The 17,481-nt window shown below is 73.6% G+C and carries 8 protein-coding genes; 5 read left to right on the forward strand and 3 right to left on the reverse strand.

The annotated features are described in order from the left end of the window. Positions 1-54: 54 nt before the first annotated feature. Positions 55-1,971, reverse strand: coding sequence for a DUF2264 domain-containing protein (locus tag V5O49_RS02405; protein ID WP_332900832.1), 1,917 nt, complete (start codon positions 1,969-1,971; stop codon positions 55-57). Between the two features lie 169 nt (positions 1,972-2,140). Here V5O49_RS02405 and V5O49_RS02410 point away from each other — a divergent pair, with 169 nt between their 5' ends. From V5O49_RS02410 to V5O49_RS02425, 4 genes are all read left to right on the forward strand, one after another. Next, positions 2,141-4,102: a heparinase II/III domain-containing protein gene (locus V5O49_RS02410; RefSeq protein WP_332900833.1), complete on the forward strand. Its 1,962-nt coding sequence runs from the start codon at positions 2,141-2,143 to the stop codon at positions 4,100-4,102. After that, a complete protein-coding gene (locus tag V5O49_RS02415; RefSeq protein WP_332900834.1) occupies positions 4,099-5,223 on the forward strand; it encodes a substrate-binding domain-containing protein in 1,125 nt (374 codons plus the stop codon). The genes V5O49_RS02410 and V5O49_RS02415 overlap by 4 nt, the downstream gene beginning before the upstream one ends. A gap of 386 nt (positions 5,224-5,609) precedes the next feature. After that, on the forward strand, positions 5,610-8,474 hold the full coding sequence (locus V5O49_RS02420) for an amidase (protein ID WP_332900835.1): 2,865 nt from the start codon (positions 5,610-5,612) through the stop codon (positions 8,472-8,474). Between the two features lie 142 nt (positions 8,475-8,616). Beyond that, positions 8,617-9,486: an oxygenase MpaB family protein gene (locus V5O49_RS02425; RefSeq protein ID WP_332900836.1), complete on the forward strand. Its 870-nt coding sequence runs from the start codon at positions 8,617-8,619 to the stop codon at positions 9,484-9,486. Positions 9,487-9,614: 128 nt separating this feature from the next. Here the strand turns inward: V5O49_RS02425 and V5O49_RS02430 are convergent, their stop codons facing one another. Then, positions 9,615-14,699 carry an Ig-like domain-containing protein gene (locus tag V5O49_RS02430; RefSeq protein WP_332900837.1) on the reverse strand — a complete coding sequence of 1,695 codons (5,085 nt, stop codon included), beginning with the start codon at positions 14,697-14,699 and terminating at the stop codon, positions 9,615-9,617. A gap of 282 nt (positions 14,700-14,981) precedes the next feature. Here V5O49_RS02430 and V5O49_RS02435 point away from each other — a divergent pair, with 282 nt between their 5' ends. Further along, positions 14,982-16,157 (forward strand): substrate-binding domain-containing protein, encoded by a 1,176-nt coding sequence (locus tag V5O49_RS02435; RefSeq protein ID WP_332900838.1) that lies wholly within the window; start codon positions 14,982-14,984, stop codon positions 16,155-16,157. Here V5O49_RS02435 and V5O49_RS02440 read toward each other — a convergent pair. Beyond that, a complete protein-coding gene (locus tag V5O49_RS02440; RefSeq protein WP_332900839.1) occupies positions 16,120-17,424 on the reverse strand; it encodes a DUF2254 domain-containing protein in 1,305 nt (434 codons plus the stop codon). The genes V5O49_RS02435 and V5O49_RS02440 overlap by 38 nt on opposite strands. Positions 17,425-17,481 lie beyond the last annotated feature (57 nt).

Consider the following 17,481-nt stretch of genomic DNA (forward strand, 5'->3'; position numbering starts at 1 on the left):
AGTGGACGGTCCCTCGTCAGACCGTCGTGACAGGTGTTGGGATCGGTTCGGTGGTCAGACCAGCCGGGTCGTCGTGGTGACGCCGTCGGGCCATCGGACGACGGCGTCGGTGCCGTCGAGCGTGAGGGCGGCGGGATCGTCCGCCGGGGGGTCGGGTCGGTCGGGGACGGCGCCGCGCAGGGTCACCAGCGCCGCGAGCCACCGCCCGACCTGGACGTGCGTGTCCAGGGCCGGGACGCGGGCGTCGTCGCCCATCGGGCTGGCGTCGGCACGTTCGGTGACGACCGGCTGCCAGTCGCCGAGGAGCGGGTCGACGCGGGAGTCGAGCCCGTCGCCGGCGACCGTGGGCCAGCCGGAGACCCGCAGCGCGACCGGGGAGGCGCCGTCGGGCACCTCCTCGACGCGGACGCAGCGCACCTCCCAGGGGCCGCGGACCAGCGAGACGGTCGTGATCGTGCCGGCCGGCGCCGTCGTGCCGTGGCGTCCGGAGCCGTGGTCGCGCTGCCCGGGGGCGACGTCGAGCCAGTGCGCGGCGGCGCGGGAGGCGGCGACCGCGACCGGGGTACCGCCGTCGGCGGCGAGGTCCGGTGCGCGGAGGGTCTCGAACCCGGCGCGGTGGCTGGCCCGTCCCGCGGCGTCCAGCAGGGTCACGGACTGCTCGGCCGGGGAGGCCCAGCTCGCCTCGTCGAGCCACGGGCTGGTGGCCGTCGAGTAGCCGAGCCGCGCGTACAGCGGCGAGTCGCCGACGTCGGCGCCGGGCAGGGCGTGGTCGGTGCCGTGGTTGACGACCCGCACGATCCCGTCGGCGCGGGTGCCCGAGACGATCCAGCCGGGGGCGGCGACGGTGCGCAGCACGTCGCCGGACTCGACGGGCAGCGGCTCGGCGGGGGCCGTCCAGGCGGGGTGGTCGGCGGGCAGCGCGAGGCCGAGCATCCCCTTGCTCGCCCAGTACGGCGAGCCGGGACCGGAGTAGGCCTGGGCGATCCGGGGCCAGGCGTGGTGCCAGCCCAGCGTGAGCAGCCCGTCGTCGTCGGGGGCGCCGTGGTCGGCGAAGTGGCCGACGACGGCGGAGGCGGCACGGCGCAGCCGGCCCGGCGCGTGCGAGGGGACCTCGGCGATCGCACCGACCCAGAACGGCGCGGCGGCGGCGAAGCGGTAGGCGAGCGACCGGCCCTGGACCAGCGGGGAGCCGTCCCCGCCGACCAGCGCCAGGGCGTCGGTGAGGAACCGGTCGAGCCGGGCGACGTCGTCCGCGCGTCGCGCGGCGGCCAGGTCGGCGGCACCGGCCATCCGCGCCCAGAGCGTCGGGTACAGGTGCAGGGCCCAGCCGTTGTAGTGGTCGAAGGACCGCTCCGCGCCGTCGGCGAGCCAGCCGTCGCGACGGGCGAAGGTGTCGTGGGTGGCGAGGTCCTCGCGCATCTCGGCCACGGAGTGCGGCCCGCCGACGCCGCGCAGGAACGTCTGCACCACGAGGCGGAACCAGACCCAGTTGATGCGGGGGTAGGTGTCGTCGCCGACGGCCTCGGCGAGGTAGTCGACGACCTGCTCCTGCACCCTGGCGTCGAGCCGGTCCCAGATCCAGGGGCGCGTCATGTCGAGCACCAGCGCGACGGAGGCGGCCTCGACCTTGGCCTGGGCGTGCTCGGACAGGCGCTGCCAGCGCTCCGGGTGGTGCGGGTCGGTGCCGGCGTCCAGGCCCGCGGCGAACCGGTCGGCGTACCCGTGGGGGTCCGCGCCCCGCTCCCCCGCGAGGCGGAAGCCGCCGAGCAGGAAGGTGCGGGCGAAACCCTCGAGGCCGTCGATCGACCGGCCGTAGCCGCCCTCGGCACCGGGCAGGGTGACCAGCGAGCCACCGGGAGAGGTGAACGGGACGACGGCCGCGAGCATCCGGTCCGCGTGGGCGGCCCACCGGTCCCGGTCCCAGGCGTCCGCGGCGGCGGACCCTGCGGCGAGCGTCGTCGACTCGAGCATCTCGTCCTTCTTCGTCGATGGACTGGTCGCCGAAGCGATCAGATGCGGTCATCCCTGACCGAACACGTTCGAAGTAAATCGGGCACGTTCTCGCCATGTCAACCGTGTTGCTGTACTGTGATGATCGTTTCCGATCGTTTGGCTGCTGAACTGATCTCAACGAGGAGAGATGGCTACCGCAGAACGCTTCACCGGACCCCTGGCCGCGGCCGTCGGCGCCGACGGGTCTCACCACACCGCGCTCCGGGAGCTGCTGCGCTCCCCCGAGACCGCGCTCCCGCTCGCCCCGGCCACCGACCGCGACGTGTGGGGACCCGGCACCGGTGCCGTGCACCGCGCGTCCGCCGCGGCCGTCGTCGACCATGCCCGCTCCGACCTCGGCACCCCGTGGCCGCAGCCGCTGGCCAGCACCGCCGTGCGGGTGCACCGCGACGGCGACCGCGACACCCACGAACAGCTCGTCTTCACCCGCCAGCGCCGGCTGTCGCGGGCCGTGGTCGCCGCCGCCGTGACCGGCGACGACGCCTGGACCGACGAGGTCGCCGACGGCCTGTGGATGCTGTGCGAGCAGAGCTCGTGGTGCTGGCCCGCCCACGACGACACCCGGGCCGTCCACGGCGCCGTGCTGCCCACCGTCACCGACCCGTTCCTCGACCTCGGGGCCGGTGAGGTCGTCGGCCAGCTCGCCTGGACCGACCACCTGCTCGGCGCGGCCCTCGACGCCCGCTACCCCGGCCTGCGCACCCGCCTGCGCCACGAGGCCCGCTCCCGTGTGGTCGAGCCGTTCCTGCGCCGTCGCGACTGGCACTGGCTCGGCCTGGACGGGCACGTGCACAACTGGAACCCGTGGATCCACGGCAACGTGCTGCTCGCCGCCCTGCGCCTCCTCGACGGCCCCGACGACGCCGCCGACCGCGCCGTCGTCGTCGACCTGTGCCTGCAGGGCATCGACCGGTACGTCGCCTCCCTGCCCGCCGACGGCGCCATCGACGAGGGCTACGGCTACTGGTGGAACGGCGCGTGCCGCACGCTGGAGGCGCTCGACGTGCTCCGGCACGCCACCGGCGGCGCGCTCGACGCCCTCGACCCCGCCGTCGTGCCGCCCGCCCTGCGCGAGACCGTCGCGTTCCCGCACCGCATGCAGCTCGGCGGGTCCTGGTACCTGTCCGTCGCGGACTCCCAGGCGCGGCCCACCGACGTCCACCCCTGGCACGCGCTGCACCGCGCCGCCCGCGCCGTCGGGGACGCCGACGCCGCCGCCTACGCCGCGGCCCAGGTGGGTCCCCGCGACCCCGTCGCCGACCCCGGGGCCGGACTCGGGCGGCTGCTGCGCGGCCTGACCGACACCGCCTGGCACGACGCCGTCGCCGCCGGGGCGGACCCGCCGCTGCCGCGCCGCACCTGGTGGGGGTCCACCCAGGTGCTGCTCGTCCGCGAGCGCCCCGGCACGCCCGACGGGCTGGCGCTGGCCGCCAAGGGCGGCCACAACGGCGAGGCGCACAACCACAACGACGTCGGCTCCGTCGTCGTCGCGTCCGACGGCGTCCCGGTCGTGGTGGACGCCGGCCGCCCCACGTACACCGCGCAGACGTTCGGGCCCGACCGCTACGACATCTGGACGATGCAGTCCTCCTGGCACGGCGTGCCCGAGGTGGCGGGTACCGCCCAGGGTGTCGGCCCCGCGTTCGCGGCCCGCGACGTCGCGGTCCTGACCGACGACCGCGTCGAGGGGCTCTCCCTCGACCTCGCCGGCGCCTACCCCGTACCGGGGCTCGCGTCCTGGCGGCGCAGCGCCCGCCTGGAGCCGTCCGACGGCGCCGCGCGGGTCGTGGTGGCCGACTCCTGGGACCTCGCCCCGGACGCGGGCGACGGACCGACGACCGTGCGGTTCCTGCTCGCCGGGGACGTCACGCTCGCCCCGGGACGCGCCGTCGTCCGGCCGCTCGAGGACGCGGCGCCCGTGGAGCTGACCTGGCCCGCCGAGGTGCCGGCCGCGCTCGTGGACCGGCCGCTGGACGACCCCCTGCTCCGCGACGTCTGGGGCGACCGGCTCACCCGGCTCGACCTCGACGTCACCGACCGACACGACCTGCGCACGGTCGTGGCCCTGACGCCCCGGGAGGGCTCGTGACCCAGGACACCGCACGGGCCCCGCTGCCCGCCGAGCGCGACGCCCACCTGCTCGGGGTGCTCGAGCGCGACGGCGTCGTGCGCGTCGCCGACCTCACCGCCGAGCTCGGGGTCACCGCCGTCACGGTGCGCCGCGACATCGCGCGCCTGGAGCGCGAGGGCCGGCTGGCCCGGGTGCACGGCGGCGCCGTCGCCGTCCGGGCGGAGCGGACGGCGGACCGCCGCGAGGACACCCCCGCCGAGACCCCGGACGCCGACCCGCGGACCACCGGTTCCATCGGCGTGCTGGTGCCGTCCCTGGACTACTACTGGCCCGAGGTCGTGCGCGGCATGGAGGCCGAGGCCCGGCGGCACGGACTGCGGATCGTCCTGCGCGGGTCCTCCTACGACACGACGGACGAACGCCCGGCGCTGCGACGCCTGGTCGAGTCCGAGGAGGTCCGGGGCCTCGTCTGCGCGCCGCGGATGGACGGCCGCACCGCCCCCGACGTCGTCGAGTGGCTGGCCGCCTCCGGGGTGCCGCACGTGCTCGTCGAGCGCGAGGCGGCGCGCGGCCCGCACCGGGCGGCGCTCGAGTCCGTCGTCTCCGACCACGCGCTCGGGGCGCTCATGGCCGTGCACCACCTGGCCGACCTCGGGCACCGACGCGTCGGGCTGGTGCTGTCCCGCGAGTCGCCGACGTCGCGCAAGATCGCCGCCGGGTGGCGGGCCGCCTGCCACGAGCTGGGGCTGACGAGCGCGGAGCACTTCGAGCGGCTCGCCCCGGACCGCAAGCGCCCCGAGTTCGCCGGCGTGGTGGACGACGTCGTCAGCACGGCGCTCGGCTCCGGCACCACGGGACTGCTGGTGCACTCGGACCCCGAGGCCTCCGCCATCGCGCAGCGCGCCATGGACCGGGGGCTGTCCGTCCCCGGCGACCTGTCGGTCGTCGCCTACGACGACGAGGTGGCGAGCCTGTTCAGCCCCGCCATGACCGCGGTGCACCCCCCGCGGGACGCCGTCGGGCACGCCGCCGTGGACCTGCTGGTCAAGCGGCTCGCCGACCCGTCCCGGCCCGTGCACCGCGAGGCGATCAGCCCGCGGCTCATGGTGCGGGAGTCCACCGGCCCGGTGCCGCGGTAGCCGCTCGTCCACGACACCCCGGAGGAGAAAGCGGGCAATGCGGGGAGAACGCGCGGCAGAAAGAAATCCGTACGCCATCTCAGGGTGTGAGAATTTCGGGCCGTCGATCGCTGTGGACGAACGATCTCTCCGCCTCACCACGGGCCGATCGGCCCGGTTTCCTGCGGATTCCACCCTGCCCGGAGAAACTCGATAACGCAGCGGTGGGCATGGCGCCACCGGAAGAGCGCCCGGAAGGTAAAGCGCTTATCCGAAACGTCGCCGCAACAATTCGTGCGAGCAATCGAAACGTTACGACCTTAGTTTCTCCGGCGGGCGGCACACTCGACACCACCAGCCGCTCGGTCGGCGGGGCCGCTCCGTGAGCCGACCGGGCAGGAGAACCCATGAACCAGCAGTCCCGTCGGCGGCACCGCGTCCGCCGGAAGGCCTCGGGCGTCGCGGTCACGACAGCGACGCTCGCCGCGTTCTGTCTCGCCCCCGCCTCCGCCTACAACCCCGTCCCCGTCGTCACCGGGGACGCCTGGAACGTCCACGACGCCGCCAGCCCCGGCGTCGACACCGGCAGCGTGATGGACACCGAGAGCCGGGCCCTGATGGGCTACGGCGGCCTGCGGGTCCAGGTCGAGGGCGGCACCTCGCCGCTCGGCGGGATCCTCCTGCGCGGTTTCGAGCTCACCTACGACGAGCAGGACACCTTCTCCACCACGCAGGGCGTCGACGTCGACGGCGTCGTCGTGCAGCGCGAGCTGCGCGTCGACCAGGCCGCGAGCTACGGCCGGTTCCTCGACTCCTTCACCAACACCACCGACGCCCCGGTGACCGTCGAGACCGCCTTCGGCGGCCAGCTCGGGTACGACACCGGCACCAACCAGAGCGCGATCGCCGGCACCTCCGACGGCGACGCCGCCATCTCCGACGCCGACGGGTGGGCCAGCTGGTACACCCCCAGCGACGGTCCGGGGTCGGCGAGCCGGAACGGCCCCTCGGCCACCGCGTTCGGCAGCCCCGGCTTCGGCCCCGCCCTGGAGCGCATGGGCAACTTCCTCCGCGACCCGTTCACGAACGACCTGCCGACCGAGGGCGACGAGGCGAACCACCCGGCCTTCGTGAACAGCCTGACGATCGCCCCGGGCGAGACCGTCTCGCTGGCGCACTTCGTGGTCACGGGCCTCTCCGAGACGTCCGCCGTCGTGGACGGCGCCGAGGTGCCCGAGCCCGGCTCCCAGGTGGAGCTGGTGGAGGCGAAGGCCGCCGCGCTGAGCACGGACCCCGACCTCGCGGGACTCACCCCCGCCGAGGTCTGCTCCCTGGCGAACTTCGACCTCGTGGCGCTCGGCGTCACCGACTGCTCGACGCCCTCGGGCGAGGTCCAGGGCGGGATCGACGAGGTCGCCGCCCCGGTGACCCTGACGACCAGCACCTCGTACGACGTCGTGGGCAAGACGATCACGGACCTGATCACCGACATGGAGTCCGGCGAGACCACGGCCGCGGAGATCACCCAGGCCTACCTCGACCGCATCGCGGCCTACGACCGCGGCCCGTTCGGGCTGCACTCGGTCATCGCCGTCGCGCCGACCGCCGTCGAGCAGGCGGAGGAGGCCGACGCCGCCCGGGCGGACGGCTCGGAGCTGCCGCTGCTCGGCGTGCCGATCCTGGTCAAGGACATCATCGACACCAAGGACATGCCCACCACGGGCGGTTCCCTGGTCTTCGACGGCTACCAGCCGACCGAGGACGCCTGGCAGGTGAAGAAGCTGCGCGAGGCCGGCGCCATCATCCTCGGCAAGGCGAACCTCGCGGAGTTCGCGAACGACGGTCACTACAGCCCGAGCGCCTACGGCCAGGTGTGGAACGCCTACGACCCGTCGCGCAGCCCGATCGGGTCCAGCGGCGGCACCTCCGTCGCGGTCGCCTCGAGCTTCGCGGCCGCCGGCTTCGGCACCCAGACCGGTGACTCGCTGTGGGGCCCCGCCGGCGCGGCGAGCCTGTTCTCGCTGCGCGGCACCGACGGGATGCAGAGCAGCGCGGGCACCATGCCGCTGACGATCATCCAGGACTACGTCGGCTTCATCAGCCAGTCCACCGAGGACCTGGCGCTCCTGCTGGAGGCCACCGCGGTGGACAACCCGGACGACGTGCTCGACGACGTCGCCAACGGCCACCGCCCGGACGACTGGACCGAGTACTTCTCGCCCGACGTGCTCGACGGCAAGGTCATCGGCGTCCCCGAGGGCGCGTTCGACGACCCGTTCGGCACGACCGTGGTCAGCGACGCGCTGCGCGCCCAGTTCTCCGTGTTCGAGGACCTCGGCGCGACCGTGATCGAGATCCCGGAGGGTCCGGACGCCGGCCCGCGGGAGTTCGGCGGGGACACCAACTACGAGGGCTGGGCGCAGTGGATCGAGGCGCACCCGGACAACCCCTACACCTCGCCCGAGGAGATCACCCGCAGCCCGCTGCGGATCCCGACCCGCATCAACACCTCGGAGTACACCGGGGCGGGCCGCATGACCGACGAGGACCAGCGGGCGTTCGAGCAGTGGCGCGCCGACTGGCGGGCCGACCTCGGTGACTGGATGGACGACCACGGGGTCGACGCCGTGCTCTACGCGGCCGAGCTCAGCGACATCCACCTGAACGACTCGATCATCCCGAGCTTCGGACGGATCAACCCGGAGTCGTCGTACGCCGGGGTGCCCACGGCGATCTTCCCGGCCGGCGTCAACGCCCACGGCAACCCGATCGGGTTCCAGCTCCAGGGCAAGGAGTTCCAGGACGCCGAGCTGCTGGGCATGGCGTACGCCTTCGACCAGGCCACGGACGGTCGCGTGCTGCCGGAGATCACGCCGGCGCTCGCGCACGACGCCGACGCTCCGGCCCAGGTCGTCGACCCGCTGCCCGCGCTGCCGCAGGCGGTGGCCGAGCGTCCGGCCTTCGTGCTGGACACCACGGCGACGGTCGCCACCAAGGCGAAGGGCCGGGCACCGGCCAAGGTCACCTTCGCCGTGGACTGCACGGGTGCCGGTGCCTGCTCCGGCCGGCTGGAGGCCGCGTACGACGGCGAGACGTTCGGTGCGCGCAGCCTGCGGGTGACGGACTCCGGCACGTCGGTGTCCTTCTCCCTGCCGGACGCCGCCGCTGCTGCGTGGACCGCCGCCGAGACGGTGACGTTCGACGTCACGCTGTCCGGCAAGAAGACGACCGTCGCGCCGACGGACGCCGTGGAGGTGGTCGCCGCTCCGTGACCGGCGGCACCACCGCGCCGCGAGCGACCCCGCTCGTCGCCGTCCTGCCCGGACGCGCGTCGAGCGGGGTCGCTCGGTGTCCGGCACCCGGCGGACGCTCGCTAAGTGAACAATCATTCACGTGTGCGCTATCGTGGGCCGCATGGCCCTCGACGACGAAGTGGGACTCTCCAAGGCGGACCGGCGCCACGCGCTCGACGCGATCGAGACGACGGCGCTGCGCGAGTCGGCCAACTGGTTCCAGCTCCTGGCCGGCACGTCGAACGTCGTCATGCAGCTCGCGGCACGACCCGTGGGCCACGGCGTGAAGGACAGCACGGTCGACGAGGGCAACCTGTTCCTCAACCCCGCGCGCCGACGCCGCACGACGATCGGCTACATCGCGGTGGCGATGTTCGGCGACGCGGAGGAACGCGCGGCCTACCGCCGCGCCACGAACAGTTCGCACGCCCGGGTGCGCTCGCCCGAGGGTGCCGAGGTGACCTACGACGCCTTCGACCCGGCGCTGCAGCTCTGGGTCGCCGCGTGCCTGTACAAGGGCGCGGAGCACGCCTACCAGCGGGTGCACGGCCCCCTGACCGGTGACTTCGCGGAGCGTTTCTACCGCCAGGGCATGGTGTTCGGGACCACCCTGCAGCTCCCGGCCGAGGCGTGGCCCGCGACCCGCGAGGACTTCGACGCGTACTGGTCCGCCTCGCTCGACGAGCTCGAGATGGACGACGCGACGCGGCAGTACCTGATGCGCGTCGTCCACCTGGAGTACCTCGATCGCGAGATCCCGCCGTGGCTGATGCGGTGGCGCGTACGCCTGGTCACGGGCTACCTCGAGCCCCGCTTCCGCGAGCTGATGCACCTCGAGTGGACCCCGGACGACGAGGCGAGGTTCGCGCGGTTCAACCGGCGCATGACGCGCTTCATGCGCCTCGCCCCACGCCGTTTGCGTGAACGGCCGTTCACCCGGAGCCTGCGTGACGTGCGGCGGAGGCTCGCCACCGGCACGTCGTTGTTCTGACCCGGTTCCGGCTCGGTCCGACGCCCATCGTCTGAGACGCGTCGAGCGTCTCTGTTCCTCAGGAATCCAGCGGTGATTCCTGAGGAACAGAGACGCTCGACGGGGTCAGGGCAGGCGGCCCTCCGGGATCACTCCACGGGTGCCCAGTGGTCCGGCGATTCGGCCGGCACCTGCCCGCGGGTGCGGTGCAGGGCGACCCAGCGTTCGCCGTCGGCCACCACCACGTCACCGGCGACGAACACCCGCGACTCCGTCCAGACCGCCGTGCCGTCGGCGGTCTCGACGATCTCCTGCCACGGGCCGTTCGCGTGCTCGCCCGGACGCTTCGCCTCGGAATCCCGCAGGGCCTCCCACAGCGATCCGTCCAGACCCACCAGGTCACCCGCCGCGTAGCGGGTGCCGGCGTCCCAGCACGGCACCCCGGAGTCGCCCTTCGTCCAGGTCCACGAGTCCGGGTTCTTCGTCGGCGAGGGCTTGTCCGTCAGGACGTAGCCGGGCAGCGGCGTCGCCACCACCTCGACCCCGCCGTCGTTCTTGCGGGTCTCGACGTACTCGACCCCCTCGACGACGGGCAGCGGGGCGCCCGTGACGTTGGCCGGACCGCACTCGTCGGTCCAGGTCGGACGCTCGGGCGTCACCTCCACCGGCGGCGTGACGACCGCCGCCCAGGACAGCATCGGCGACTGGTTGTTCGTCGCCCGCAGCCGGATCGTCACCGGCCCGTCCTCGGCCAGCTCGACGTCGTGGCTCAGCAGCTCGGTCGGGTTGCCCGTCTCGAGGGTGAACGACCCGACCTCGTGGCTCTCGCCGTCGTAGTCGAGGAACACGTCGGCGCTGCGGGACCAGGCCGCCCACCAGGTGTGCGACTCGGCCACGATCGTGTGCGACCCGGCCGGGAGCGTGACGGTGTACGACACCTCGGCCCCGACCTGGTTGCTGGTGTACATCCCCGTGGTCGACGTCTTGGAGTAGTCGCCCGCGACGATGCCCTTGTAGTTGATCGCGCGGTTGCCGCCGGAGCTCTGGCCCCAGTGGCCCCAGTCCGCCCCGTCTGTGCGGACCTGGTCGGGCGACTCGTTGAGCAGCCCCCCGACGAGACCGTCGATCGCGAGGTACGACGGCGAGTCGTACCCGAGGGTCCCGTCTGCGGTGCCGTTGACGTCGGCGAACGCCACGGTCCCGGTCGGGACGACCTCGACCCGTGCCTGCGTGGTCGCGACCCCGTAGGAGCCGGGCACCAGGACGGTGGCCCACTCCTCGTCGAAGGAGACGGAGTCCAGGTCCCAGGTGATCGGGACGTCCCGCGTGGTGCCGTCGGTGAGCTCGGCCTCGAGCGTCTCCGGCAGACCCGACGGGGTCTCGCCGACGTACGTCGCGGTCGAGACCGGCTCGATCCCGACGATCCGTGCCGCGACGGGCGCGGAGGCGGCCCGGAGCCGGTCGACGAGCTGGTCGGCGCCGTGGCCGGTGAGCCGGTAGGCCCCCGGGTCCGCGACGGCCGCCCGGGCGTCGGCCACGTTGCGCTGCAGCACGGCCCAGTCGGTGTCGGTGAAGTCGTCGCTGCGCTCCACGTCCTCGGCCGCCGCGAGCGCCTCGGCGAGCGCCTCGGCGTCCGTCGAGCCCGACGCCGGGGAGGAGATCACGCCGACGGCGTCGACCAGGAGGGTCCCCGAGGTGACCGTGAGGGTGACGGTGTGCTCGCCCCACGGCAGTCCCCGCAGCTCGAACGCCTGCTGGAAGTGCCCGGCGTCGCGCGTCGCGGCGTTGACCACCACGGGCTCACCGTCGACGGTGACGTCGAGGCGGGCGGAGCCGTCGTTCGGCCCCAGCACGTCCAGGCCGGAGCCGGTGAAGGTGTACGTCAGCGACGCGCCCTCGCCCTGGCTGGTCGAGGTGGACCGCATGTACTCGTACATGGAGCCGCCGTTCGCGTGCCGCCACTCGCCGTCGTAGACGAGCTCCGTGGCAGGCGGGTCGGCCAGGTCGTTCGTCTCGAGGCCGTCGAGGTACTCGCCGTAGTGCGGCACCTCGTCGTCGACGCGCTCGACGGTCAGGTCGTCGAACTGCGTCCAGTGGAACCCGCTGGCCAGGTCGACCCAGCCGGACAGCACCGGGGACGGGTCGGTCCAGGAGAACACCTCGTCGCCGTCGATCCAGCCGGTGATCTCGTCGCCCGCGGCCCGGACCGACAGCTCGTGCCACGCCGCGGCGTCGAACCCGTCGAGGCTGCCCGACTCCAGCACCGTGCCGTACCGCACGAGCTGCCAGGTGCCGTCGGACACGAGCTTGAGCGCGTACGGCGTCCCGTTCAGGTTGTTCGAGCTGCCGCCTCCGCTGGAGCGTGCTCCCAGCACGGCGTAGTTGTCGCTCGCGGCGGCCCGGTCGAAGCGGACGTCGACGGTGGCCCGGTAGTTCGTCCACCGGCGGTCGCCGACGGCGGTGATCGGGTCGCCGCCGTTCCACGCGCCGCCGACGCCGGTGCCCTCCCGGTCGACCTGCTGGCGCAGCACCCGCTCGCCGTCGTCGGCCAGGAACGCCTCGAAGGAACCGTTGCGGTCCCAGGTGTACAGCGGGATCGCGCCGGTGTCGCCGCCGCGGGAGGCGGTGAAGTCCTCCGTCTCGTCGGTCAGCGTGCCGTCGGCCCCGACGACCGGCACGGTCTTGCCGGTGTAGTCGAAGTCGTCGGACCAGAGCACGCCCTCCTCGGGGCGCGCGTCGAGCACGGTGCGCTCGCCCTCGACCGGCAGCGGCGTGGTCCAGCCCGCGTCACCGGTGACGTCGAGCGAGGTCACCGTGGCGACGGAGAACGGCTCGACGGTGAGGGTGTACGCGCCGTCGACGTCGGCCGTCAGGTCGGCGACGTGCTGCTTGTAGCGGGAGTCGAACGCCTCGCCGTCCTCGGCGGCCCGGGTCTCCCAGACGGCGAGCGTCGGGTCGGCGCCGAGGTCGAGGTTCTCCGGAGTGATCCGGTAGGCGCGCGGGAACTCCGAGTCGTTGACCAGCACGGTGGAGAAGTCCGACGCGTCCGGGGCGGCCAGGGTCAGGTAGTTCGGACCGCCGTTGCGGCCGTTCACCGGGTTGGTACCCGACGCGGTCGTGGTGCTCGCCTCGGGCACGGCGCGCCAGACGCCGGCGGTGTTGTCGGCGTTCTCCCACCCGGTGACCGCGAAGCTCGAGAAGTGCTGCAGCACGGCCAGGCCGGCGTCGTAGTGCATCCACCCCGACCACGGGTCACGGGCGCTGACGAGCTCCTTGAAGGAGTACTGCCCGCCCTCGTAGAACGAGCCGATGGCCGGCTGGTACACGAAGTGCGTGCGCCGCGAGTTCACGAACCCCTTGACGATCGTGTTCGCCATCTCCAGCGAGCTGCCGGTGCCGCCGATGCCGGTGCCCTCGGAGGTCGGGTCGGCGACGTTGTTGTTCTGGCGGAAGGAGGAGTTGCTGAAGGTCGCCTGCGCCTCGGAGTTCCAGATCTCGGTGTCGAACTCCTCGGCGAGCCGCGTGAAGTTCCCGCCGCCGTCGTCGTTGGTGTTGTAGTGGAAGCCCGCGACGTCGACGGCCTCGCGCAGCGCGGCGTCGGCGACCATCTCGTCGCCGAAGGTGCCGGTGCCGACCTCGTCGGAGATGACGACCTGGATCTCGTGGAACAGCTCCGCCTCGCCGTCACGGAAGCCGGCGAGCCCGGCGTCGTCGCTGACGTAGCCCGTGCTGTCGGTGCGCACGCGCTCGGCGTACTCCTTCGTCCAGCCCAGGTCGGCGGCGTGCTCGTTCACCCCCGGGTTCACGTAGTCGACCATGTATCCGTACTCGCGGTACGCGGCGAGGATCGTGTTCTTGTACCAGTCGTAGATCTTGTCGTCGGTGTCCGCCCAGGGCACGGCGTTCCAGCGCAGGATCGACACCTGGACGTCCGGGTTCACGGCGATCGCGTCGGCGGCCAGCTGGAAGCCGGGGTGCCGCCGCACGTTGGCGGGCTCGTCGGGGGTCCGCATCGTGGCGACGTCCGACCCGGTGGAGTTGTTGCGGTCGTCGCCCATCTCGATCTTCACGTGGCGCATGACCGGGTGGTCGCCGCCGAAGAGGATCCGCAGCATCTCGGCGTACTTCTCGGGGTGCTCCGACTTGTAGTCGAGCAGGACGGCGCTGGTGGAGTTGGCGCTGAGGACGCCGAAGCCCTTGAAGGTGAGGCCGTGGACGTTGTCGGCGGCGATGTCGGCGCCGTCGACGGTGATGTCGGTGGTCACGGCGGGCACGGCGTGCGCGGCCTCGTCGATCGTCTCCTCGGCGTCCCCGGCGGCGACGGCGAACCAGCTCAGCGAGGGTGCCTCGCCGGCACTCTGGGTGTACGCGAGCCGGACGTCGGTGGCACCGGCGGGGACCTCGAAGGCGTCGGTCTCGAGCAGCCGGCTCTCGGTGCCGGCCGGGGTGCTCAGCGTGGCCTCGTCGAGGGTGGTGCTCTGCTCGGACCCGTCGACCGTGTACGTGATCACGGGCGTGATGCCGCGCAGGCGGTCCTGGCCACCGGTGTAGAACTCGAAGAAGCCGCTGGACAGCGTGTACGTCCCCGGGTCGAGGTCCAGGCGGAAGGTGATCGCGTCGCCGTTGGTGCGCGCGCCGAGCTCGTACTTGTCGTAGGCGGCGAGCGTGTCGACGTCGTACGGGTCGGGGTCACCGCCGGTGACGGAGATCTTGTAGTTGTCCTGGGCGTCCGAGGTCCAGCCCCAGGTCGTCTCGCCGTCGACGAACTCCTGGTCGGGCACGTCGTTCACGAGCGTGCCGTCGTCCAGGGTGGTCACGGCGCTGAACGCGCGCGACGGCGTCAGCCCGGTCGAGTAGGGCCGGTCCTGCGAGTCGCCGTTGCGGCCCGCGTCGACGAAGTAGACCAGCGGGTTCGCTGCCGGTGCCAGCACCTCGACCTGCGCGGTCACGGTGCCGCCGTCGACGGTGCCGGTGACGGGCACGGTCGTGTACGGCACGGCGAACGTGTCGTCGTCGATCTCCCAGGTCACCGGGTGGTCCGTGGTGCCGTCGCTCAGCGTCGCGGGCAGCGAGGTGCCGGCGACCGTGCCGGCACCCAGGTGGGCGGCGGCGTCGACGGTCTCGGGCAGCTCGGCCGCCGCGCTCGGCAGAGCCGCCGCGGTGAGCGTGGCGGCCAGCAGGCTGCTCGTGAGCAGACCCGGCACGGCGGCGCGTGACGCGCGTGGTCGTCTCATGGTCGTTCCTTCCCCGTTGAAGTCCCGGCACCGCGAGCCACGTCGTCGAGGGCCGCGGTGCCGCTCGTGCGCCACCCCTGGTATGATCGTTATTGATCGTTTGAGGTCGTCAGTGCGCACTCCATGAGTGAGATTAGGGGCGCTCCCGGCAACTGTCCACGGATCACACGGGGGTGATCACAACCGATCACGGCGCGGGCTCGTCTCCCTCGCTGCCCGGTCGTGGCACCCTGACCTCCAGCACCGTGCGCGCCGGCCGGGACCGTCGATCGAGGAGGACGTGTGAGCTCCGGGACCGAACACCGCTCCACGCTCCCGGCGGAGCGCCGCGCACACCTGCTCGCGGCGCTGGAGCGCGACGGCGTCGTCCGCGTCGCCGACCTGACCGCCGAGCTCGACGTCACCGCGGTGACGATCCGCCGGGACATCGGCCAGCTCGAGAGCGAGGGCCTGCTGCGGCGCGTGCACGGCGGCGCGGTGGCGGTGGGCACCCCGGGGGCGCCGACGGGCCGAGCGCCCGGACCGCCGGCGGCCCCGGGCACCGGGCCCGCGCCGTCGGCGACGCCGTCGGACACCCCCGGCACGGTCGGCCCGGCCTCGAGCACGGGGACGATCGGTGTCCTCGTGCCCTCGCTCGACTACTACTGGCCCGGAGTCGTGCGCGGCATGGAGGCCGAGGCCCGCCGCCACGGCCTGCGGATCGTCCTGCGCGGGTCCTCCTACGACACGACGGACGAACGCCCCACGCTGGAGCGGCTGGCCCGGTCGGTGGCGGCCGACGCCCTGATCGTGGCCCCGCGGACCGACGCCGGCCACGGCACCGAGGCGGCGCGGTGGCTGGTCGACAGCGGGCTGCCGCACGTCCTCGTCGAGCGCGAGGCCGCCCTGGCCCCGCACCGGGAGGCCCTGGAGTCGGTCGTCTCCGACCACGCCCTCGGCGCCCTGATGGCCGTGCACCACCTGGCCGACCTCGGCCACCGCCGCGTCGGCCTCGTGCTGTCGCGCCAGTCCCCCACCTCGCGCAAGGTGGCCGCGGGGTGGCGGGCGGCCTGCGCCGAGCTCGGGCTGACCACCGACGAGCACTTCGAACGCCTCGCCCCCGACCGCCGCACCCCGGAGTTCGCGGGCGTCGTCGACGAGGTCGTCGAGACCGTCATCGCCTCCGGTACGACGGCGCTGCTGGTGCACTCGGACCCCGAGGCCTCGGCCGTGGTGCAGCGCGCCGTGGACCACGGTCTCTCCGTCCCGGGCGACCTGTCCGTCGCCTCCTACGACGACGAGGTGGCCGAGCTGTTCAGCCCGGCCCTGACGGCGGTCCGGCCGCCGCGGGCCTGGGTGGGCCGCGCCGCCGTCGACCTGGTGGCACGCCGCCTGGCCGACCCCGCCCGGCCCGTGCACCGCGTGGCCATCAGCCCGCAGCTCATCGTGCGGGAGTCGACGGGTCCGGCGCCGTCGTGAGGCGTCCGCGCAACGCGTCCAGCCGGTCCAGCACCGCGGCGGCGTCCGCGTCCAACGGCTCGCTCGCCAGGTAGGCGGCCCGCAGCACCTCCACCTGGTCGCGCAGCGCCGCGCGCACACCCGGTCGCCGGGCCGCGCCCTCGAGCCGGTCGAGCAGCCGGAGCAGCGCGTCGAGCGCGACGGGCGCTCCCAGCCCGTAGGTGCGCAGGGCGGTGACGACCGACCGGACGAGCTCCTCCGCCGTCGGCCACGGCACGACCAGGCGCACCGTGCCCTCGGCGTCGGCACGGCCGCGCGGCGCCGGGGAGCGGGAGACGACGCGCACCAGACCGTCGCCGAGCGCGTCGAGCGCGGAGGACGCCGTGTAGGGGTCGTTGGTACCCGGCGACAGGGCGCGCACCGCCATCTCGGTGAGGTCCTGCACCGCGTAGGCGACGTCCTGGTGGGGCGTGCGCGCCGGACCGAGCACCACGGCGGTGCGGACGGCCTCGGCGAGGTCGTCGACGTCGCCGCGCACCCGCGCGACCGGCTCCCCCGCGATCACGTGGTCCCCCAGCCCGACGACGAGCTCGACCCGACCCTCCCCGGCACCCGCGCGGCGCACCAGGGCGGCGAGGTCGACGTGCTCGACGTACCCGGTGCTCCGCGCGCGCACCTGCGGCCCGCCGTCGAGCTCGGGGACCGCGGCGACCTGGTGGTCGGCGGGATCCGCCGGGAACACGTCGTCCACCGCCGCCTCCAGCTCGCGCCGCACCCGTTGCTCGTGGGTCGTGACCTGCACCGACTGGGCGATGTGGTGGATGAAGAACACCAGCACGGCGACATTGACGACGGCGAGGACGATCGCCACGTGCACCGCGAGCGTCGGTACGGGAGCCGCGGCGTCGTCCTGGACGTCTCCCAGCACCACCAGCGCGTAGAGGAAGGTGCCCGTGAAGGCCGCCAGGACCGCCTGGTTGGCGCGGTCGGCCATGAAGTTGCGCACCAGCCGCGGCCCGTACACCGACGACGTCGTCGCCATCACGGAGATCGTGATCGAGAACGACGTCGCGGCGACGGTCAGGACCGACCCCGAGATCGCCGTGAGCACCGCCCTGCTCCCGGCCGCGCTGAGGGTGTCGAGCATCGGCACGTCGGTGACCCCGGCCTCGGCCAGGACGCGGTCCACGGCGACGAGGCTCTTGGCGGCGACCAGGGCGACGACGCCCAGGACGGTCGGCAGGAACCAGAACGACTCCCGGGCGCGGGTGAACCAGGCGGCGATCATGGGCACACGGTACGGCGGGCACGACGACGGGGCACGGCGTCGTGACCCGCCGTGCCC

This window comes from Isoptericola haloaureus (assembly GCF_036689775.1).
Lineage (GTDB): Bacteria > Actinomycetota > Actinomycetes > Actinomycetales > Cellulomonadaceae > Isoptericola > Isoptericola haloaureus.

Coding starts and splice junctions, on each gene's coding strand:
- V5O49_RS02405 (WP_332900832.1), bottom strand. CDS start 1,971: ATGCTCGAGTCGACGACGCTCGCCGCAGGGTCCGCCGCCGCGGACGCC.
- V5O49_RS02410 (WP_332900833.1), top strand. CDS start 2,141: ATGGCTACCGCAGAACGCTTCACCGGACCCCTGGCCGCGGCCGTCGGC.
- V5O49_RS02420 (WP_332900835.1), top strand. CDS start 5,610: ATGAACCAGCAGTCCCGTCGGCGGCACCGCGTCCGCCGGAAGGCCTCG.
- V5O49_RS02425 (WP_332900836.1), top strand. CDS start 8,617: ATGGCCCTCGACGACGAAGTGGGACTCTCCAAGGCGGACCGGCGCCAC.
- V5O49_RS02430 (WP_332900837.1), bottom strand. CDS start 14,699: ATGAGACGACCACGCGCGTCACGCGCCGCCGTGCCGGGTCTGCTCACG.
- V5O49_RS02440 (WP_332900839.1), bottom strand. CDS start 17,424: ATGATCGCCGCCTGGTTCACCCGCGCCCGGGAGTCGTTCTGGTTCCTG.